Source organism: Nocardioides sp. YIM 152588, from assembly GCF_040191335.1.
In the GTDB taxonomy this organism is placed as follows: Bacteria; Actinomycetota; Actinomycetes; order Propionibacteriales; family Nocardioidaceae; genus Nocardioides.
The window spans coordinates 171,315-192,125 of sequence record NZ_JBEGDJ010000002.1 but is presented as its reverse complement, the minus strand read 5'-3'; the positions used below and the strand labels follow the sequence as shown (position 1 = coordinate 192,125).

Here is a 20,811-nt window from a genome sequence, read left to right as displayed (position 1 = left end):
TTCGAGAGATGGCACGGCGAGCAGCGTTCCGTCCCATGTCACGACCGGCCTCGTTTGTTTCACGAAAAGGTAAAGAACCTCAGAAATCTCATCACCCAAGTTGGGGATTTGTTTCAATAGGCCCGCGCCGATGACGAAAAGGTCTGTGGCGGGGGAGTAAACGACGCCGATGTCGCCTACTTCTCCGACCTTCAAGTGATCAGCGTCACGTCCGTGGGGGACGTGGGCACGCCGGGGGGCGTGGTCGAGATTTCGGGATACGGGGACTAAGTGGGGAACACTGCCGTTTCGGCAGCGGTGGCGCGGCGCCGGGGGCGCCCGCAGCGACTGCCGTTCGACAACAGCGCGGCCACCAGCGCCGCGATCGATGGGAACAAGCGGCTCGCGTGGCTGATGGCGGTCACCCGCCTGGATGCCTGCGAGCGGACCGGCGCCAACCGGTCCACGTTCGCGGAGGGGCTGCGGGATCTCGGCGTACGGGCCGACTCGAGCCGGATCTCGCGGTGGGAGTCGGGCCTCGAGCCCCTCTCCCCCCGGCTGGTCCGCGCCTACGAGACGGTCTCGGGCGTCGAGCCCCACACGCTCGACACGGCGCGCCGCCGGCTGGTCCGGCTGGGCCACCTCCGCGAGGTCTCCGCCCGCGGCTGGTCGCCGGTCAGCGAGCGCTCGATCGACGCGCTGCTGACCCACGTCGCCGAGGACCGGATGACCGGCTCGGAGTGGCTCGACCTGGCCGACTGCATCACCACCTACGAGCACATCTACCTGCCGGAGGCGACCTGGCAGCTGCTCGCCGACCGGCTGCTCGGCGAGCTCGTCCGGGCCCGTGGCCTGGCCGCCGCCCGCCGGTACGAGGCGGCCGCCGCCCTGATCCAGCACCGCGCCGCGCGGCCGCACATGAGCCGTGGCGTGGGCCGGATCGTCCTCGAGCCCGGTGCCCAGCTGGTCACCCTGGCGCTCCTGCTGCTCGCCGAGGACCCCGACGACGGGGTCCGCAAGCTCGTCCAGCGCCTGCTCGCCTCACCGAGCGACAGCCTGCGCGGCGCCGCCGAGATCCTGACCGCCCGGCTCGTCACCTCGGGGCACCTGCCCCCCGACGCGCCCGAGGTCGAGGCGCACGTCGGCTACAGCCTGCAGCGGGCCGGCGACCGGCCGCGCGTCGCCATCCTCGAGCTCGCCTCGTACCTGCCCGACGCCGCCTTCTCGCGGGTCTGCTCGGTGGTGCAGAGCCGGTCGACCCGGCTCGCGCTGACCCGGGTCCGCGAGAACGCGGAGCTGGTCGACCCCGACCTCGCCCGCGGCGTCAGCGAGCACGTCGCCCGCCAGCTCGAGGAGGCGGCCGGGCGCGCGCCGCACGAGCCCGACCGGATGCTGCGCACCCTGATCCGGTTCGCCCTCTTCCACAGCCAGCGCGAGCGACGCCACACCGCCACGCAGGTGCTCCTCGCCAGCCCGTACGCCGGCCAGGTCAGCGCCGGCGTGCTCGAGCTGACGACGCACCCGGACGACCAGGTCGCCGGTCAGTGCTGGTCGCTGCTCGGCCGGATGGCCCACACCACCGACGCCGACCGGCTCGTCGAGGCGGTCAGCGCCGAGGCTCGGGTGCCGCTGCGCGCCCGGGCCATCGCCACCCTCGGCGCGACCCAGGTCCCGCTCTCGGACTGCACCGTGGAGGCGCTCTCCGACACCGCGCGGACCGCTCCGGACAGCCCGGCCGCCCGCGCGGCCCTGCTCAGCCTCGGCCTGCAGGGCTTCAAGGACCGGCTGCGCGACCTCACGCCGACCGCTCCGGAGACCGCGCAGTGGTGGGTCGGGCTGGGCCCCGCCATCCACGGCAACTGACGATCCGCCGGTGCGGGTCGTGTGCCTGAGCCCCTCCTATCGAGGGGTGTCAGGCACACGACCCACCATCGGGCCTCACGAGGTCGTGTCGATGTAGATGTAGGTGGGGTTCGGTGCACCCGCGTACTCGGCCAGGCCGAAGTAGTGCGCGTCGGGGTCGAGCCCGGACCAGCCGAGGTCGTACGACGTCTCCACGCCCGTCTCGATCGGCACCGGGTTCGGCGTCACCGTCAGGTCACCGACCTCGGGCGAGCCGCCGACGTCGTAGACCCGCAGCGAGTACGGCACCGGCTCCACCGAGCCGGAGTCGTAGGCGTTGACCTCGACGATGTAGGTGCCCTCGGGCAGGCCCTCGGCGGTGAAGGTCTCCCCTGCCGACGGCGTGGCCGCGTCGCCGACGTAGGCGAAGATCGTGCTCGGGTCGCAGGTGTCGGCGGCGTAGACGTACAGGTCGAGGTCGCTGTCGGGGTCCGGCGCGACCAGGTCGAACTGGGCCAGCTCGCTGCCCGCACCGATCGTCACGCACGGGATCGCGCTGTCGCCGACCGCGAGCGCACCCTCGTCCACGAAGCCCTCGACGAGCCCGCGGGTGGCGACGTCCAGGTCGCCGTCGAAGCCGCCGACGATGTCGACCGCGGTCGAGCCGTAGGACCCGGCGCCCTCGACCGCGACCGAGGTCGGCGCCTTCACCGAGACCGGCCGGAGGGCGATCGGGAGCCGGACCCGCGTCGGGCCGGTGAGCACCGCGTACCCGAAGGCGAACTCGCCGAGCGGCGCCGTGGTGCGCTGGAAGTGGAAGGTGACGTCCTCCAGGTCACCGCGGCGCTTGGAGACGAGCTGCGCGCGGTCGGCGGTCGCCTCGAAGCCGGGCACCTGGACCCGGATGTTCCAGACGCCGGGCCGGCTGGCCGTGAACCGGCGGGTCAGCGAGGTCTCGCTGGAGACGTAGCCCTGCGCCATCGAGGGGACGTTCAGGTCCTTGGTCTCGATCGCCGGTACGCCGGTGTCGAGGCCGCGGCCGGTGAGGTAGCCGCGCCAGTCCTGGCCGTCGGAGACCACGAAGAGCCCCGGATCGAACATCTTCGTCGGCCTCACCTGCCCGGAGCCCTGGGCGAAGAGGTCCCGCGACCGCTTGCCGTCGGCGTCCTTGAGGTTGGTCGCGGTGGTCATCATCGCCGACTTGACCCGCATCGGCGACCAGTAGGGGTGGACGCCGTACATGAACGCGGCCAGGCCCGCGATGTGCGGCGCGGCCATCGACGTACCGGAGTAGAGGTCGTAGTCCCGCCCGCTGTTCGACGGCGGCGCGACCGCGGCGAGGATGCTCACGCCCGGCGCGGAGATGTCGGGCTTCAGCAGGTCGCTGTCGTCGGAGGCGGCCGGGCCGCGGGAGGAGAACCCGGCGACCTGCGGCACCGGGGTCACCTTCCTCGTCTGGTTGCCGAGGACGAAGCTGGCGGTGGCCGAGGCCCCCGCCGCGTCGAGGTAGTCGTAGACGACCGGCGACTTGGTGTCGGGGATGTGGATGGTCGGCACGGAGTGGAAGTCGGCGTCCAGGCTGCCCGGGTCGACGTTGGCCAGGACCATGCCGACGCCGCCGGCGCGGGCCACCTCGGCGCTCTTCGCGACCCGGTCGTAGATGCCGCGGTCGCAGACGACGATCGTGCCGCCCACGATCGCCGGGTCCAGGCTGTCGGGGGCGCAGAGCGCGGTGTCGTCGGGGCTCGTCGAGCCGTTGCCGGAGTCGACCGCCGCGACCAACGGTGACGACGGCAGCGGAGCGTCGCTGATCGAGGCGCCGACGATCTTCTTGCCGTTGCCGAGCACCAGGGTGTTCTCGAAGCTGTAGTGGGTGTTCGCGGCGACCGTGGTCAGCCACGGGCTGTTGTGGGCGACCGTGGAGGCGCCGGGCCCCTCGTTGCCGGCGGAGGCGGCCACGAAGACGCCGGCCTCGGCCGCGCCCTCGAAGGCGATCTCGGCGGCCTCGATGGTGGTGTCGGTCGGCCCGGAGACCGAGTAGTTGATGACGTCGACGCCGTCGGCGACGGCCTGGTCGATGGCGGACACCAGGTCGTAGCTGGTGCCGGTGGCGGTGCTGCCGTCCTCGGTGGCCCAGAGCGCCTTGTAGACGGCGACCTTCGCGGCCGGCGCCATCCCGCTCACGGTGCCGAACCGGACCCCCTCGACCCGTGCCCGGGCGCGGACGCCGGCGGCGGTGGAGGCGGTGTGGGTGCCGTGGCCGTCGCCGTCGCGCGGGGACGCGTAGTCGTCCTCTGCGACGCGGTCCAGGCCGTAGCCGTCGACGAAGTAGCGGGCGGAGATGATCTTCCCGTTGCAGTCGGAGACGTCGAACTCCTCGCCGGCCTCGCACTCGCCGTGGAAGACCCGCCCGTCGGCCTTCTCCATCCGGGTCGTGGTGCCGTCGATCGAGAGGTCCCACTTGCCGCGCGGCGCGGCGGTCAGCGGCGCGGCGCGGAAGCTCTTGGACTCCGGCCAGATGCCGGAGTCGATCACGCCGACGACGACGCCGGCACCGGCCCGGCGCGGCCCGCCGTGCTCCCGCCAGGCGCCGTCCCTGCCGGTGAGGCCGAGGAAGCTGGGGGTGTTCCACGTGTCGGCGTGGACGAGCCTGTTCCTCTCGACCAGCAGCACCCGTCGGTCGCCGGCGAGCTCGGTCGCCTGCCGGGCGCTGAGGTCCGCGACGAAGCCGTTGGTGGCGATGGTGAAGCTGCGCTCGACGTCGAAGCCGAGGTCGTCGCCGAGCGCCTCGTGCGACGCCGCCAGCCGGTCGCTGTAGGCGCGCACCTGGGGCGTGCGGGCGTCGAACCCGCGGCCGGCGCCGGCGCGCGTGGCGGCGTACCCCGTCGCCGGGGGCGCCGCCAGCACCACGATGTAGCGGCCGGACCTGAACTCCCGGACGTCCTCGGCGGCCGCCGTGGCGCCGGAGCCGTCCTCGGCGCCGGGGCCGGCGCCGCCGTCCAGGGGATCGGGGTCGGCCCACGCGGGCGTCGACATCGCGCTCAGGCCGACCATGCCGGCGAGCGTCAGGGCGAGCGCGGCCAGGCCGCGCGATCGGCGGGTACGACCCGAGTGGTGCGGCCTGGCCGCGCCTCGTACCGGAGGGACCATCGGACTACTCCTCGCGAAGGGACATCCTTGATGCGCGCCGGAGGACCGACGCCGGGATCGCACCGAGGGCCACCCCTGAGCAGTCAACCGTCACACGCCGAAGCACGTTACGCCGCCGCCAGGGCTCCGCGCGCACGAAACGCCCTCCCGCGGGCACAGACCTGCCCGTCATCCCGCCCAACGCGCGGGGCGGCCGCCGCGCTCAGCGGTAGGTGACCAGGCCCCGGTCCAGGTGGTTGTGCTCGTTGAAGGTCAGCAGGCGCGCCCCCGACGCGCCGACCAGGACCCGGGTGACCGACGTGTTCACCACGACCGTGTTGAGCCGCTCCCACAGGGAGCCGAGCGCCACCGGGTCGCCGCCGACCTGGAGCGCGCCGGGCGTGAGCAGCACCGCGGCGAGCGCCGCGATCACGCCACCGGAGGTGACTGCCACCGTGGGCCCGGGCTGCGCGGCCGCGGTGCGCAGCGCGGTCCGCGCGCGGGCCACGAAGTCGGCGAACGGCTCCGGGTAGGGCTCCTCGGCCGCGGCCGCGATCCAGTGCCCGGTGGCACGCTCGAAGTACCGCTGGAACTCGCGGCGGTCGACGTCGTGACCGATGGTGTCGCCCGTGTGCTCGCCGTGGTGCGCGAGCACGGCGAGGAAGTCGAACTCGTCCCAGTTGGGGTCGACCTCCGCGTCCACCCCCGACCAGTCGGCGCCGTCGAGCATCCCCTCCCAGGTCTCGCGGTGGCGGCGCATCCCGCCGCGCACCGCCGAGACCGGGTGCGGCTCGACGTCGGCCATCCACCGGCCGAGCATCCGCGCCTGCGCCCGGCCGACCTCGGAGAGCACGTCGTAGTCGTCGGCGCCGAACGACGCCTGGCCGTGCCGGACCAGGCTGAGGACCCCCACGCCTCAGCCCTCGCCGGCGATGAGCCGGCGGGAGCGCGACTCCATGTAGGCGACGCCGGCGCCCATCTGCGCGTGGGCGGGGTTGGTGGTCTGGCCGTGGAAGTAGCGGTACCAGATCTGCTGCACGATGACCGCCAGCCGGAACTGACCGAACACCTCGTAGAACCGCAGCTGCTCGGGGGTCAGGTCGTAGCCGGCGCGCTCGCAGTAGTGCTCGACGACCTGCCGGCGGGTCCACATCCCCGGCGCGTTCGTCGGCTGGCGACGGAACGCCAGCAGGAACTCGTCGTCGTCGGCCTGCACCCAGTACGTCAGGCAGTTGCCCAGCTCCATCAGCGGGTCGCCGACGGTGGCCATCTCCCAGTCGAGCAGCGCCACGATCCGGGTCGGGTCGTCGGCGTCGAGGACCATGTTGTCGAAGCGGTAGTCGTTGTGCACCAGCACCTGCGCCACGTCCTCGGGCTGGTGCTCGCGCAGCCAGTCGACGACGTCGCTCCAGTCGCCGGTGTCGTCGGTGCGGGCGTTCTCGAAGCGCTTGATCCAGCCGGACATCTGGCGCTCGACGTACCCCGGGCCCTTGTTGAGCTCCTGCAGGACCGGGACCCGCGTGACGTCGACGGCGTGCAGGTCGACCAGGGTGTCGATGCTCGCGCGGCACAGGCCGGAGGCCTGCTCCGGGGTGATCGGGAAGCCGAAGTCCTGGCGGGGGATGACGCCGCGCACGCGCTCCATCACGTAGAGTTCGGCGCCGATCGGGCTCTCCGCCTCGCTCGTGTAGGCGACCATCGGGGCGACCTTGTCGAAGACCGGCGCGAGGCCCTCCTGGATCCGGTACTCCCGGGCCATGTCGTGGGCGCCCTTGGCCTTGGTGCCCGTCGGCGGGCGGCGCAGGATCAGCTCCTCGCCGCCGGCCATCCGCAGCAGGTAGGTGAGGTTCGAGGCGCCGCCCGGGAACTGCCGGACCTCCGCGATCGGGCCGCGGCCCAGCCACTCGGCGAGGGCCGGTACGTCGAAGGCGTCCTCGTCGCGGACCGCGCGGGACTCCTCCGGCACCTGCGGGCTCATGCGAACTCCCCCGCGGCCACCGCGAGCTTGCGCGCCTGCGCGCGCATGGTCTGGTCGTACGCCGCCCGGTCGGCCAGCTTCAGCGCGTAGGCGCGCGCTGCGTCCGGGTCGGGCAGGATCACCTCGGTCCCGGCGTCCAGGCCCTCCAGCACCGCGGCCGCGATGTCGTCGGGGCCGAGGCGGGCGTGGTCGACCAGCTGCGTCATCACGTCGGTCAGCGCCGTGTCGGCGCCCTGCGCGCCGGCCAGCAGCCCGGTGCGGAAGTAGGACGGGCAGACGACGTGCGCGGTCACGCCGTACGCCGCCAGCTCGTGCCCGGTCGTCTCGGTCAGGGCCACCACCGCGGCCTTCGTGGCGTTGTAGCCGGCCATCCCCGCGGGGTGGACGAGGCCCGCGAGCGAGGCGACGTTGACGATCGTGCCGCCGCGCTGGCGCTTGAGGAGAGGGGTGAAGGTCGCGGTGCCGCGGACGGCGCCCATCAGGTTGATGTCGACCAGCCGCTGCCACTCCTCCATCGTGGAGACGTCCAGCCGCCCGCCGCCGGCGATGCCGGCGTTGTTGACCAGCACGTCCAGGCCGCCCCAGGTGCGCTCGACGTGGTCCCGCGCGGCCGCCCAGTCGGCGTCGCTGGTGATGTCGAGCGCGAAGATGTCCGCGCGCTCCACAGCGACCGCCGGGCGGTCGGTGCGCAGCACCGTGGCGCCGCGCTGCTCCCAGGCGGCGGCGAGGGACGCGCCCAGGCCCTGGGCGGCGCCGGTGATCAGGACTCGGAGGGGACTCTGGGGCTGGCCGGGAGTCGGTGTGGTCGCGGTCACGGCCCCGACCCTAGTGGTTGTTCGGATGGGAATCTCCTGCGGTCGCGGGATGGGCGGGAGCGTTGGGCCGTGGGGCTGTCGGGGCTGTGCGGGGAGCACGAAGGGCCGGCCCCGTGGGGGCCGGCCCTTCGTCACATCAGTCGCACGAATCACCGGTTGACCGGTGGTTCATGCGCTTGACAGGCACTTCAACGCCCGGGAAGCGTCGGAATCACCGGTCGACCGGTGATTCCGACGCGACCAACCGAATCAGGCCGGGAACGACCCACCCGACGCGGCCAGCTCACGCAGCCACGGGGTGGCCTCGAAGCGCGAGCCGTACTTCGCGGCCAGCTCGTCGGCCCGCTTGAGGAACGCGTTCAGGCCGACCTCGCCGGTGGCCTTGTCCTCGTAGCCGGTCATGAACTGGGCGGCACCACCGGTCTGCGGCGGGAAGCCGATGCCCATGATCGAGCCGATGTTGGCGGCCGCGGCGGAGGTGATCACACCCTCCTCGAAGCACTTGGCGGTCTCCAGGGCCTCGGCGAAGAGCATCCGGTCGCGGATGTCCTGGATGTCGGGCTGCTCGGCCGCGACCGGGAACAGCTCGGACAGGCCGGACCAGATCGAGCCGCGCTTGCCGTCGACGTACTCGTAGAAGCCCGCGCCGCGCAGGCGTCCGGCGCGACCGGCCTCCAGCATCTTCGCGACCACGGCGTTGCCGGGGTGCTCGGGCAGGTCCTGGCCGTCGCGCTCGGCGGCCTCGCGGGTCGCCTTGGCGATCTTGCCCATCAGCTCCAGGTTGAGCTCGTCGCTCAGCTGCAGCACCGGGGCCGGGTAGCCGGCCGAGGTGGTGGCGCGCTCGATCGAGTACGGCGCGATGCCCTCGGCGAGCATCGCCATGCCCTCGTTGACCATGTAGCCGATCACCCGCGAGGTGTAGAAGCCGCGGCTGTCGTTGACCACGATCGGGGTCTTGCGCATCTGCAGCACCACGTCGTACGCCTTCGCGAGCGCCTCGTCGGAGGTCTCCTTGCCGGCGATGATCTCGACCAGCGGCATCTTGTCGACCGGGCTGAAGAAGTGCAGACCGATGAAGCGCGAGCGGTCGGCGTCGTTCTCCAGGCCGTTGGCGAGCTCGGTGATCGGCAGCGTGGAGGTGTTGGAGCAGAGCAGCGCGCCCGGGGCGAGGTGCGGCAGGATCTCCGCGAAGACCTTGGCCTTGAGGGCCGGGTCCTCGAAGACCGCCTCGATCACGATGTCGGCGCCGGCGGCGTCGGCCGGGTCGGCGGTCGCGGTGATCCGGGCGAGCAGCTCGGCCTTCTTCTCCTCGGTCGACCGGCCGCGGCTGATCGCCTTGTCGAGCAGGCCGGCGGAGTAGGCCTTGCCCTTCTCGGCGGCCTCGGTGGAGATGTCCTTGAGGACGACCTCCGCGCCGGCCTTGGCCATCACGTACGCGATGCCCGCGCCCATCATGCCGGCGCCCAGCACGACGACCTTCTGGGCGGTGTACTTCTCGATGCCCTGCGGGCGCAGCGAACCGGAGTTGATCGCCTGCAGGTCGAAGAAGAACGCCTGGATCATGTTCTTCGCGCCCTGGTTGACCATCAGGTTGGCCAGGTAGCGCGACTCGATCCGCGAGGCGGTGTCGAAGTCGACCTGGGCACCCTCGACCGCGGCCGAGAGGATCGCCCGGGCGGCCGGGAAGACGGCACCCTTCGTCTGCTGGCGCAGCATCGCCGGGAAGGCCGGGAGGAACGCGGCCAGGGCCGGCGACTTCGGCGTACCGCCGGGCATCTTGTAGCCGGGGGCGTCCCACGGCTGGGCGCCGGCCTCGGGGTTGGCCTTGATCCACGCCTTGGCGGCCGGGACCAGCTCGTCGATGGTCGCGACGACCTCGTCGACCAGGCCCTTCTTCTGCGCCGCGGCCGGGGCGAACTGCGAGCCCTGGAGCAGGAAGTCCATCAGCGCCGACTGCAGGCCGAACATGCGCACGGTGCGGGTGACGCCGCCGCCGCCGGGGAGCAGGCCGAGGGTCGACTCGGGCAGGCCGATCTTGTACTTGCCGTCGACCGCGATCCGGTGGTTGCAGGCCAGGGTGATCTCGCAGCCGCCGCCGAGCGCGGCGCCGTTGATGGCGGCCACGACCGGCTTGGGGAACTTCTCCAGGCGGCGCAGCCCGGACTTGATGACCTCGGTGCTCTGGAAGACCTGCTCGGCGTCGGCCGGGGTCGTCTTCATCATGTTCTTCAGGTCGCCACCGGCGAAGAAGGTCTTCTTGGCGCTGGTGATGACGACGCCCGTGACGTCGTCCACCTCGTCGTAGAGGCGGTCGATGCACGCGTTCATGGACGAGGAGTAGAGCTCGTTCATGGTGTTGGCGCTCTGGTTCGGGTCGTCCAGGGTCAGGGTGACGATGCCGTCGGCGTCACGCTCGTAGCGCACGGCGGTCAGGGTCTCAGTGCTCACTGTGAATGGTGTCCTTGTGGTGCGGAGAGGTACGAGGGGGTCGGCTGGCGCTCAGACGCGCTCGACGATGGTCGCGATGCCCATGCCGCCGCCGACGCAGAGCGTGGCGAGGCCGCGGCGCAGGTCGCGCCGCTCGAGCTCGTCGATCAACGTGCCGAGGATCATCGCGCCGGTCGCGCCGAGGGGGTGACCCATCGCGATCGCGCCGCCGTTGACGTTGGTGATGTCGTGGCTGATGCCCATGTCGCGCATGAACCGCATGGCGACGGCGGCGAACGCCTCGTTGATCTCGAACAGGTCGATGTCGCCGACCTCGAGGCCGGCCTTGGCCAGCGCCTTGCGGGCGGCCGGGGCGGGGCCGGTCAGCATGATGATCGGGTCCGCGCCGGAGACCGCCATCGAGACGATGCGGGCCCGCGGGGTGAGGCCGAGGTCGGAGCCGACCTGCTCGTTGCCGATCAGGGTCAGCGCGGCGCCGTCCACGATGCCCGACGAGTTGCCGGCGTGGTGGACGTGGTTGATCTTCTCCAGCCAGTGGTACTTCTCCAGCGCCACGTCGTCGAAGCCGGCGTCGCGGCCGATCTGGGCGAAGGACGGCTTGAGGCCGGCGAGGCCCTCGACCGAGGTGCCCGGGCGGACGGTCTCGTCGCGGTCCAGCACGGTCACGCCGTTGAGGTCCTTGACGGGCACGATCGCGCCGTCGAAGTAGCCGTTGGCCCAGGCCTTGGCGGCGCGGGCGTGCGACTCGGCGGCGTACGCGTCGACGTCCTCGCGGTTCCAGCCCTCGACGGTGGCGATCAGGTCGGCACCGATGCCCTGCGGCACGAAGCCGGCCTTGAACGCGGTGGCCGGGTCGCCGGCCCACGCGCCGCCGTCGGAGCCCATCGGCACGCGGCTCATCGACTCCACGCCGCCGGCGAGGATCAGGTCCTCCATGCCGCCGCGCACGCGCCCGGCGGCCTGGTTGACCGCCTCGAGGCCCGAGGCGCAGAAGCGGTTGAGCTGAACGCCCGCGACGGTGTCGGGGTAGCCGGCCGCGATCGCGGCGGTCTTGGCGATGTCGCCGCCCTGGTCGCCGATCGGCGAGACGACACCGAGGACCACGTCGTCGACGCGGGCCGGGTCGAGACCGGGGTTGCGCACCTTGACCTCGTCGAGCAGGCCGACCGCCAGGTCGACGGGCTTGACCTCGTGGAGGCTGCCGTTGGCCTTGCCCTTGCCGCGCGGCGTGCGGATGTGGTCGTACACGAATGCTTCTGCCATGACCGTCCTCGATCGGAGTGGTACGCGCGGTCAGGCTCGTGCCGCGCGATAGGAGCTGTCCTCCGATTGTGACACTAACGGTGTCACAGTCAAGGGGCGGGCCTCCACCGCGCCTCTCGGCGGCGCCGTCCGACACCAGGGCGGCCGACTGTGACACGATGACTGTCATGGTGACCGCGACGGCGCCGGGCGAGGGCTCGGGAGACGCCCTGCTGACGCTGGAGGAGCTGACCCAGCGGGCGGGGATCACCGTCCGCACCCTGCGCTTCTACACCTCCCGCGGCCTGGTGCCGCCGCCGATCCGGCGCGGCCGGTCCGGGTTCTACTCCGCCGACCACGTGGCCCGGCTCGAGCTGGTCCAGGAGCTGCAGGCCCACGGCTTCACCCTCGCCGCGATCGAGAAGTACGTCGCCGGCATCCCCGCCGACGCCACCCCGGAGGACATCGCGCTGGCGCGCACCATGCTCGCCCCCTGGCAGGCCGACCTGCCGGTCGAGATGAGCCACGAGCAGCTCGAGGCCAAGGCCGGCCGCTCCCTCTCCGAGGAGGACATCGCCACCCTGAACGCCCTGGGCGTGCTGCGGGTGCGCGAGTCGGGCTACCTGGTGGCCAGCAACCAGCTCGCGATCGGCGTGCGCCTGATCGACCTCGGCTTCCCGCGGTCGGTCGCGGTCGCCGCAGCGCAGATCTACGCCGCCCACGGCGACCAGATGGCCAAGGAGCTGCACGACGTCGTCCACCGCGAGCTCGCCCCGCTGTACGACGACGTCGAGTCCGACCACTTCCGCGAGGTGATGGAGCGGCTCAAGCCGCTCTCCGTCGGCGGTCTGGTGACGGCGTACGAGGCCGCGGTGGCGCGCGCCGCCCGCACCCCCCGCCGCCGAACCGGGGGTTAGGGCGGCCCGAACAGGGGCTTGGGGCAGCCCGAACAGGGGCTTGGGGCAGCCCGAGCCGGCAGTGAGGCCGGGGCGTGCCGCGAGCCCCGGTTCGGCGTGCCGCGAGCCCCGTTTCGGCTAGGCCTGGACGGCGGCGCCCGACTCGATCAGCCCGTCGACGTCCTCGATCCCCCACGCCGCGAGCGCCTCACGGGTGTGCGAGCCGGCCTTCGGGGCGGGCGGGAGGCCGAGGGTGGCGCCGGTCCGCGAGAACCGGGGCGCGGGGGCCGGCTGCACCAGGCCCTCGTGCTCGACGAAGATCTCCCGCGCCTTGATGTGCGGGTGGTCCGGGGCCTCGCTCATCCGCAGGATCGGCGCCACGCAGGCGTCGGTGGCGTCGAAGACGGCGCACCACTCGTCGCGGGTCCGCGTCCTGAACGTGGCCGCGAGCAGCGCCCGGAGCTCGTCCGCGTTGGCCGGGTCGTAGCGGTCCGGGGCCGTCTCCTTGATCCCGAGCAGCGTCACGAGCTCCTCGTAGAACTGCGGCTCCAGCGCGCCGACGGACATGTGCTCGCCGTCGGCCGTCTCGTAGATGTCGTAGTACGGCGCGCCGCCGTCGAGCAGGTTCGCCGCCCGCTCCTCGCGGAACGTGCCGCCCGCCAGGAACGCCGACGTCATCGCGTTGAGGTTCGCCGTGCCGTCCACGATCGCGGCGTCGACGACCTGGCCCTTGCCGGAGATCCGTGACTCGAGCAGGGCGGAGAGGATGCCGATCACCAGGTACGTCGAGCCGCCGCCGAAGTCGCCGACCAGGTTGGCCGGGAACTGGGGCTTCGCCTTCTCCTGCCCGAGGCCGAAGAGGGTGCCGGTGATCGCCACGTAGTTCATGTCGTGGCCCGCCGCCTGCGCCCACGGGCCGTCCTGGCCCCAGCCGGTCATCCGGGCGAAGACCAGGCGCGGGTTGCGCTCGTGGCACGCCTCGGGGCCGAGGCCGAGCCGCTCCAGCACGCCGGGGCGCATCCCCTCGACCAGCACGTCGGCGCCCTCGACCAGGTCGAGCACGCATCCGATCGCCTTGGGGTCCTTGAGGTTGAGGGCGACGCTGGGCCGGCCGCGGTTGAGCAGGTCGTGGGAGCCGCCGGCGAGCATCTGCCCACCGGGGCGCTCGACCCGGATCACGTCCGCGCCGAGGTCCGCGAGGATCATGCAGGCGTGCGGGCTCGGCCCGATCCCGGCGATCTCGACGACCTTGATGCCCTGGAGCGGGCCCGTCCCCTGACCGAGCGCGTACGTCATGGGAGCGATCATGACACAACCGTGACAGTCATGCTGTCACGATTGTTCGGCCACCGGACGGTGGTTTCGAGGCTCGCTCCGCTCGCACCTCAACCACCGGTGGCTAGACGGCTGCGATCGCGGGGAACGCGGCGCAAGCACGCGGAGGGAGCGAAGCGGAGACGCGCTCGGCCCATCCAACTCAGCCGGGCTTGACGATCCGCGACAGCTCGAAGTGCATCGGGTCGGTGTAGCTCCAGTCGCCACCCCAGGCGAAGCCCCAGCGCTTGAAGATGGCGACCACCCCGCGGTCGATCTGCCCGACGGTGCCGCGCCCGTTGCCCGGGACGTTGATGTCGAAGGCGAGCCCGAAGGAGTGGTTGGACAGGGTGTTGGTGCCGGCGATGAAGCGCGGGTAGTAGCAGCCGGCGTACTCGCCGGGGTGGATCTCGTCGGCCAGCCCGGCCTGCACGATCTCGATCAGCGCCGCGCGCAGCTGGGGCATCATCGCCTTGTTGCAGGTCATCGAGCCGAGGATGGGCATCGCCTCGGTGGTGATGTGGGTGGAGACCCAGGCCGCCTGCGGCTGCACGCGACCGCCGCCGACCGGGGTGTAGCGGTAGACGCCCACGGCGTCGGCGAACGAGCCGACGGGGATCACCGTCTGGTAGGTGTCCGGGTCGATTCCGGACTGGGCGACGATGTCGAGCGCGGTGATCGAGAGGTCGGCCAGCTCCTCGATCTTGGCCCGCACCTCCTTCGGCGAGGCCAGGCCGGTGTTGATCAGCAGGGCGTTGCCCACCGGCATCCCGAGCTCGTTGCCCCACTTGACGTTGACCATCGCGTCGATGACGTCCACGTCCGAGGGCGACCAGGCGCCGACGTGGATGCGGTGCGTGTTCTGGCCGGAGCCGACCGCGAGGTAGCCCTCGTCGTCGAGCGGCAGCTTCTTGCGCAGCCCGGACCGGACCGCGATCTCGCCGCCCGCGACGCGCTCCCACTGCTCCTGCCAGGTGGCGCTCGTCTGCCCCGTGAAGGCGCGGAAGGTGGACGGGTTGATCGCGGCGATGTCGTAGGTCCTGTTCTCCACCGCGAACTGGGCGAAGGAGAGCGGCTCCGCGGCCGTCACCCCGCGCCGCCCGCCGACCTTCACGGCCTTGATCCGCTTGACCAGCCGCGGGGCGAGGGTGTCGTCGGAGACCACCAGCAGGTCGTCGCCGTACAGGCGGGTGGTGAACGGCCCAGGCGGGCCGACGGCGTGCTCGGGGTCGGCGGCGTCGGGACTGGGCGCCCCCTCGCCGCTGACCGGCTGCCGCGGGTCGATGCTCTCCGTCGTCTCCTCCGGGGCACAGGCGGCGAACAGCAGCGCGGGCAGTACGACGGCAGCGACCGCGCCCGCGATCGCCCGCCGCGCCCGTCGGCGCACTGGTCGGCGCTCTGTGCTCATGCTGCTGCCCTCCCCCACCGCCCGAGAATAGTGTCGATCGCGGCCGCGGGCGACCGATCGGTCAGCGCAGCACGCGTCCGGCGATGAAGGCGATGTCCTCCGCGGTCCGCTCGGGGTCCCCCGAGGGCTGCATGACGTGGCTCAGGACCACCCGGACCACGACGTCGATGCAGGCGTCCACCTGCTCCGGGGTGAGCGTGAGCGGGTACGCGGCGAGGCGCCGCGCCACGACCTGCTTGGCGCCGTCGAGGAGGTACTGGCTGTGCGTGGTGAGCAGCGGGAGCAGCTCGGTGTCCGCCCCGTGGGTCGCGGAGACGACGGCGTGCAGCAGCGGGTTGTCCCGGGCGTAGCCGAGCACCCGGCGCGCGGACTCGCGGATCGCGGCGACCAGGTCGTCGGGGTGCTCGTCGAAGGAGAGCGTCACCTGCGCCATGAACCGGTCCAGCTCGCGCAGCACGACGACCTCGGCGAGGTCGTTCTTCGTGCCGATCTCGTTGTAGACCGTCTGCCGGCTGACGCCCACGCGGTCGGCGAGGCGGGCCATCGTCACCCGGCCCCAGCCCTCGGTGGTCAGCAGCTCGGTGGCCGCGTCGCAGAGCCGGTCGCGCAGGGAGGTGGGACCGTTCGGGGGCGTGCGGCCGTCGGTCGCACCGGCGGCGGTGGGCATGGGCGTTGCGTCCTTCGTCCTTGGAACCGCGGCGACCCGACGGGGGTCGTCGCCACCAGCCTGCCCGATCAGGCCGACCGGCGTCAGCGACACCGGTTCCGGCAGCCTAGCCACCTGCCCAAGGGACCACCATTCCGCCGACACCGCACCACCTCAGACCTCGAGGCGGTCGACCGGGACGAAGTCGGCCTTCTCCCGCACGCCGCAGTCCGGGCAGCACCAGTCGTCGGGGATGTCGGCCCAGGCGGTGCCGGCCGCGAACCCCTCCAGCTCGTTGCCCGCCTCGACCTCGTAGGTGTAGCCGCAGCCGGGGCAGCGGGCGGCGAGGACCTCGTCGGCGGGCGGCTCGGTGGGTGGTTTCGAGGCTCGCTTCGCTCGCACCTCAACCACCGGGCCGCTCTGCGCCGGGGCGCCTCGCACCTCAACCACCGGGGGCACGTCAGCCACCGGCGCTGCGGCGTACTTGCGCAGGTAGCGCTCCCGGGTCCGGGGCTGCAGGTTGGCCAGCGACACGTCCCCGCCGTAGTGGGCGACCACGCGGGGGTCCATCACGCGGCGCCACAGTGGCGGGACGAGCGCGAGCAGGATCATCCCGGCGTACCCGGTCGGCAGCACCGGGGACTCCTCGAAGTCGCGCAGGGTCTGGTAGCGCCGGGTCGGGTTGGCGTGGTGGTCGCTGTGCCGCTGCAGGTGGTAGAGCAGCACGTTGGTGGCGATGTTGTTGGAGTTCCACGAGTGGGACGGGTCGACCCGCTCGTAGCGCTGCCGCTCGCCGACGCCGACCTTCTGCCGCAGCATCCCGTAGTGCTCGAGGTAGTTGACGACCTCGAGCAGCGAGAAGCCGACGACGGCCTGGACGGCGAGGTACGGCGCGATCTGCCACCCGAAGAGCGCGATCAGGGCGCCGAACAGCACCGCCGACATCAGCCAGGCGTTGAGCACGTCGTTGCCGAGGTGGAACGGGTGCGTCCCCTTGCGCGCGTACCGGCGCTTCTCCAGGCGCCAGGCGCTGCGCAGCGAGCCGGCCACGGTCCTCGGCCAGAACTCGTAGAACGTCTCGCCGAGCCGGCTGGAGGCCGGGTCCTCGGGGGTGGCGACGCGGACGTGGTGGCCGCGGTTGTGCTCGATGTAGAAGTGGCCGTAGCCGGACTGGGCGAGCGCGATCTTGGAGAGCCAGCGCTCGTTCGCCTCCCGCTTGTGGCCGAGCTCGTGCGCGGTGTTGATGCCGATCCCGCCGATGCAGCCGACCGAGATCGCCACCGCGACCTTGTCGAGCGTGGTCAGGTCGAAGTCACGGACCAGGTCGGCGCTGACGTGGGCGGCGAGCCAGTCGGCGACGCCGAGCAGGTCGGCGGTCCAGGCGATCGGGTTGACGCCGGCGATCATCGCGCAGACCGCGACGAGGGCGGCGTACTGGATCGGGAGGTAGGCGAAGGTGATCCAGCGGTAATACCTGTCCTTCTCCAGCCGCTCGATCATGTCGTCGGGCGGGTTGGAGCGGTCCAGGCCCGTCGAGAGGTCGATGGCCGGCACCACGCCGAGGATCACGATCGGTCCGGCCCAGAGCACCCAGTGCCAGCCGGCGACGGCGTACACCCCGACGATCAGGATGCCGAGCACCGGGACCACGAGGCCGAGGAGCCACAGGTAGCGCTTGCGGTCCCGCCAGGCGGCGACGGATGCCGCCGGGACGGTGCTGTTCGGGATCGGATCGGTGGGTGAGGTCGCCATCGACATCGCCTTCGCCTCGGTGACGGCGCGCGCGGCGCCGCGGGATCGACTGATTGACATGAACGTAGTGATTGTCAATTGACTTGACAAGCGAATCTCAGATGTAAAGTGGCGGACGTCACCTTTTTGCACCCATTTGGAGGGGAGTGCAAGAATCTTCTCCATGTCCGAGACCACCGTCGCCGCGGCGCCCTCGACGCGCGCCGCCAAGCGGCACGCGACCGCGCGGCGGCTCCAGCAGTGCGCGATCCGGCTCACCACCGAGCACGGCTTCGACGGCTGGACCATGGACGACCTCGCGGAGGCCGCCGAGGTCTCGCGGCGCACCGTCTTCAACTACTTCGAGGGCAAGGCCGAGGTCGTCCTCGGCCCCGAGCCCGCCGTCGAGGAGGCGAGCGCCGCGCGGTTCCTCGCCGGCGGGCCGACCGGGAACCTCTTCGACGACCTGGCCACGATCGCGCGGGAGGCGATCACCCAGGAGATCCACGACCCGGGGTCGATGAGCGCGTTCCGGGAGGCCGTCATGAACGACCCCCACCTGCTGCGGCTCGTGCACGCCCGGTTCGAGTGCTTCGCCGACCGGCTCGCCGACGGCGTCCGCCAGCGCGAGGGCACGGACTTCCCGGCCACCCGGGTGCGGCTGCTGCTGCGCCTCCTCCTCACCTGCTTCGACGACGCCCTCGACCGCGTCGCCCGCGACCCGAGTCGTGCGGTCACCACCGAGCTGGACGCCGCGGTCGCCGACGCCCGCGCCGTCCTGCTCTGACCGCACCGCCAGCCCACGACAGACCACCCGACCGGCCAACGACGGCCGCGCTTCCCCACCAGAACGGACCCAGGAGTACCCATGGCCCGCTTGCTGTACCGACTCGGCTCCACCGCCTACCGGCGCTGGCCCTACTTCATCGCCGCCTGGGTCGTCCTCGCGGTCACGATCGGCGGCCTCGCCGCCGCCTTCTCCAAGCCGATGCAGGACGAGTTCACGATCCCCGGCATCCCCGCCGAGGAGGCTGCCGAGCTGCAGCAGCAGCTCTTCCCCGACGCCGGCGACGCCATGGACGACCCGAGCGTCAACGTCGTCGTCGCGGCCCCGGAGGGCCACACCCTCGACGAGCCGCAGTACGCCGCCGCGATCGCCGACCTGATCACCGCGATCCCCGAGCTGCCGCAGATGTCGGACGCCGAGGGCGCCAACCCGCAGCTGGTCGACCCGGTGGTGGCCGCCGAGGCGCGGGAGCAGCTGTACGTCCAGGCCGCCGAGGCCAGCGGCGGCGACGTCGACGCCGCACTCGAGAACGCCGCCTCAGTCTCCCCGCTCTCGGAGGACGGCCGGATCGGGACGATGACCTTCGCGTGGGACGTCGACTCGAACCTCGACATCGAGGCCGCCTCGCAGGAGGCGCTCGCCGAGCTGCTCGCCGAGACCACCGACGAGACCGGCCTGATCGCCGAGGCCAACGGCGGCGGCATGACCGACATGGCACAGCACGGCATGAGCGCCGAGCTGATCGGCCTGGGCGTGGCTCTTCTCGTGCTCCTGCTCACCTTCGGCTCGCTGGTCGCCGCCGGGCTGCCGCTGCTCAACGCCGTCGTCGGCGTCGGGCTCGGCCTGGGCGGCGTCGCCGCGGCCACGGCGCTGACCGACACCATCGGCTCGAGCACCACGGGCATCGCCAGCATGCTGGGCCTCGCGGTCGGCATCGACTACACGCTGTTCCTGCTCGCCCGCTACCGCACCGAGCTGCACCACACCGACGACCGCCGGCACGCCGCCGGCATCGCGGTCGGCACGGCCGGCTCCGCCGTGGTCTTCGCCGGCCTGACCGTGCTCATCGCCCTCTCCGCACTCGCCGTGGTGGGGATCCCGTTCCTGACCGCCATGGGTCTCGCGGCCGCGGTGACCGTGCTGCTCGCGGTGCTGGTCGCCCTCACACTGCTGCCGGCGATCCTCGGCATGCTCAAGTCGAAGGCGTTCGGCGGGCAGGTCCGCAAGTACAGCCCGAAGCGCGACGAGGACCACCTGGTGGTCAACAACGGCGTGCGCTGGGCCCGCCTGCTCGGCAGGGCGCCGCTCGCGTTCGCCGCGCTGGTCGTGGTCGTCCTCGGCGCGCTCGCCGTGCCGGTCGCGCAGATGCAGACCGCGCTGCCCTCCGACAGCACCGCGTCGCCCGAGACCACCCAGCGGAAGGCCGCGGACCTGGTCACCGAGGGCTTCGGCCCCGGCCGCGAGGGCGTGCTGCTCGCGGTCGTGGACGGCCGTGGCATCGACGACGACGCCACCCGCCAGCAGACCTTCGCCGACGTCGCCGCCTGGGCCGGTCAGCAGGAGGGCGTCGCGAACGCCCAGGTGGTGCTGACCAACGCCCCGACCGACGAGACCGGTACGCCGACGGGGCCGGCCACCGGCGCCATGATCCGGATCGTCCCCGAGTCCGGGCCGACCGACCAGGCCACCATCGACCTGCTCGCCGCCCTGCGCGCGGGCGAGGCGGAGCTCGAGGCCTCGACCGACACCGTCGTCGGCATCACCGGCCTGACCGCCATCGGCACGGACGTCTCGGACCGCCTCAGCGACGCGCTTCCGGTCTACCTGGCGATCGTGGTCGGCCTGGCGTTCGTACTGCTGGTCGTGGTGTTCCGCTCGATCCTGGTGCCGCTCACCGCGACCCTGGGCTTCCTGCTCTCGATCATGGCCACCTTCGGCGCCACCGTGCTGATCTTCCAGGAGGGCGCCCTCGGGCTCGTGGAGGGGGCGCCGATCATCAGCTTCCTGCCGGTGATGCTGATCGGCATCGTGTTCGGCCTGGCGATGGACTACCAGGTCTTCCTGGTGAGCCGGATGCGCGAGGCACACGTGCACGGGATGAGCACCCGCGAGGCCGTGATCGACGGGTTCCGCAACAGCGCCCGCGTGGTCAGCGCCGCGGCCACGATCATGCTCGCCGTGTTCGGCGCGTTCATCCTGATCGACAACGAGATCATCAAGGTGATGGGCTTCGCCCTGGCGGCCTCCATCCTCTTCGACGCCTTCATCGTCCGGATGGTGCTGATCCCGGCCGTGCTCTTCCTGCTCGGCGAGAAGGCCTGGTGGATCCCCGCCTGGCTGGACCGGATCCTGCCGAACGTCGACATCGAGGGCGAGGCGCTGGAGCGTGACTCGATCCCGGGCCGCAAGCCGCTCGACGCGGACCGCGCGGACGACTGGGACGGGGACCGCGACGACGACCTCGAGGTGCTCGGGGTCTGACGCCCCACGCGCGAGTCGGCAGAAACTGACTGTCAGTTTCTGCCGACTCGCGGAATCCGACGCCGAGTCGGCAGGAAGTTCCTGCCGGCTCGGCGCATTTTTCGGGTCGTGTGGG

14 protein-coding genes are annotated in these 20,811 nt (G+C 72.0%); 4 read left to right on the top strand and 10 right to left on the bottom strand.

Annotated features, from left to right (window positions below):
* Window positions 1-297: 297 nt before the first annotated feature.
* Window positions 298-1,842 carry a hypothetical protein gene (locus tag ABLM29_RS02585; RefSeq protein WP_349712132.1) on the top strand — a complete coding sequence of 515 codons (1,545 nt, stop codon included), beginning with the start codon at window positions 298-300 and terminating at the stop codon, window positions 1,840-1,842.
* A gap of 75 nt (window positions 1,843-1,917) precedes the next feature.
* Here ABLM29_RS02585 and ABLM29_RS02580 read toward each other — a convergent pair whose 3' ends face one another.
* From ABLM29_RS02580 to ABLM29_RS02555, 6 genes are all read right to left on the bottom strand, one after another.
* Window positions 1,918-4,971 (bottom strand): S8 family serine peptidase, encoded by a 3,054-nt coding sequence (locus tag ABLM29_RS02580; RefSeq protein WP_349712130.1) that lies wholly within the window; start codon window positions 4,969-4,971, stop codon window positions 1,918-1,920.
* Between the two features lie 202 nt (window positions 4,972-5,173).
* On the bottom strand, window positions 5,174-5,863 hold the full coding sequence (locus tag ABLM29_RS02575) for a histidine phosphatase family protein (protein ID WP_349712128.1): 690 nt from the start codon (window positions 5,861-5,863) through the stop codon (window positions 5,174-5,176).
* Window positions 5,864-5,866: 3 nt separating this feature from the next.
* Window positions 5,867-6,928 carry a phosphotransferase family protein gene (locus tag ABLM29_RS02570; RefSeq protein WP_349712125.1) on the bottom strand — a complete coding sequence of 354 codons (1,062 nt, stop codon included), beginning with the start codon at window positions 6,926-6,928 and terminating at the stop codon, window positions 5,867-5,869.
* Window positions 6,925-7,743 carry an SDR family NAD(P)-dependent oxidoreductase gene (locus tag ABLM29_RS02565; protein ID WP_349712122.1) on the bottom strand — a complete coding sequence of 273 codons (819 nt, stop codon included), beginning with the start codon at window positions 7,741-7,743 and terminating at the stop codon, window positions 6,925-6,927. Before ABLM29_RS02565 ends, ABLM29_RS02570 begins: the two co-directional genes overlap by 4 nt.
* A 249-nt stretch (window positions 7,744-7,992) precedes the next feature.
* Window positions 7,993-10,191: a 3-hydroxyacyl-CoA dehydrogenase NAD-binding domain-containing protein gene (locus ABLM29_RS02560; RefSeq protein WP_349712120.1), complete on the bottom strand. Its 2,199-nt coding sequence runs from the start codon at window positions 10,189-10,191 to the stop codon at window positions 7,993-7,995.
* Between the two features lie 51 nt (window positions 10,192-10,242).
* Window positions 10,243-11,454, bottom strand: a complete 1,212-nt coding sequence (locus tag ABLM29_RS02555; RefSeq protein ID WP_349712118.1) for an acetyl-CoA C-acetyltransferase — start codon at window positions 11,452-11,454, stop codon at window positions 10,243-10,245.
* Window positions 11,455-11,612: 158 nt separating this feature from the next.
* On the opposite strand from ABLM29_RS02555, the gene ABLM29_RS02550 reads away from it, so the two are divergent.
* Window positions 11,613-12,350 carry a MerR family transcriptional regulator gene (locus ABLM29_RS02550; protein ID WP_349712115.1) on the top strand — a complete coding sequence of 246 codons (738 nt, stop codon included), beginning with the start codon at window positions 11,613-11,615 and terminating at the stop codon, window positions 12,348-12,350.
* Between the two features lie 117 nt (window positions 12,351-12,467).
* On the opposite strand, the gene ABLM29_RS02545 is transcribed toward ABLM29_RS02550, so the two are convergent.
* The 4 genes from ABLM29_RS02545 to ABLM29_RS02530 form a co-directional block, all read right to left on the bottom strand.
* Complete coding sequence (locus ABLM29_RS02545) at window positions 12,468-13,637, bottom strand: CaiB/BaiF CoA transferase family protein (RefSeq protein WP_349712113.1); 1,170 nt, start codon at window positions 13,635-13,637, stop codon at window positions 12,468-12,470.
* A 169-nt stretch (window positions 13,638-13,806) separates the two neighbouring features.
* Complete coding sequence (locus tag ABLM29_RS02540) at window positions 13,807-15,051, bottom strand: M15 family metallopeptidase (RefSeq protein WP_349712111.1); 1,245 nt, start codon at window positions 15,049-15,051, stop codon at window positions 13,807-13,809.
* A gap of 61 nt (window positions 15,052-15,112) precedes the next feature.
* Window positions 15,113-15,718 carry a TetR/AcrR family transcriptional regulator gene (locus tag ABLM29_RS02535; protein ID WP_349712109.1) on the bottom strand — a complete coding sequence of 202 codons (606 nt, stop codon included), beginning with the start codon at window positions 15,716-15,718 and terminating at the stop codon, window positions 15,113-15,115.
* A gap of 153 nt (window positions 15,719-15,871) precedes the next feature.
* The gene (locus tag ABLM29_RS02530; RefSeq protein ID WP_349712107.1) at window positions 15,872-17,509 is read right to left on the bottom strand and encodes a fatty acid desaturase; all 1,638 of its coding nucleotides are present in this window, start codon (window positions 17,507-17,509) and stop codon (window positions 15,872-15,874) included.
* 103 nt (window positions 17,510-17,612) lie between these two features.
* Between ABLM29_RS02530 and ABLM29_RS02525 the strand changes: the two genes are divergently transcribed.
* Together ABLM29_RS02525 and ABLM29_RS02520 are read left to right on the top strand one after the other, a co-directional pair.
* The gene (locus ABLM29_RS02525; protein ID WP_349712105.1) at window positions 17,613-18,215 is read left to right on the top strand and encodes a TetR/AcrR family transcriptional regulator; all 603 of its coding nucleotides are present in this window, start codon (window positions 17,613-17,615) and stop codon (window positions 18,213-18,215) included.
* Between the two features lie 81 nt (window positions 18,216-18,296).
* On the top strand, window positions 18,297-20,696 hold the full coding sequence (locus ABLM29_RS02520) for an MMPL family transporter (protein ID WP_349712103.1): 2,400 nt from the start codon (window positions 18,297-18,299) through the stop codon (window positions 20,694-20,696).
* Window positions 20,697-20,811 lie beyond the last annotated feature (115 nt).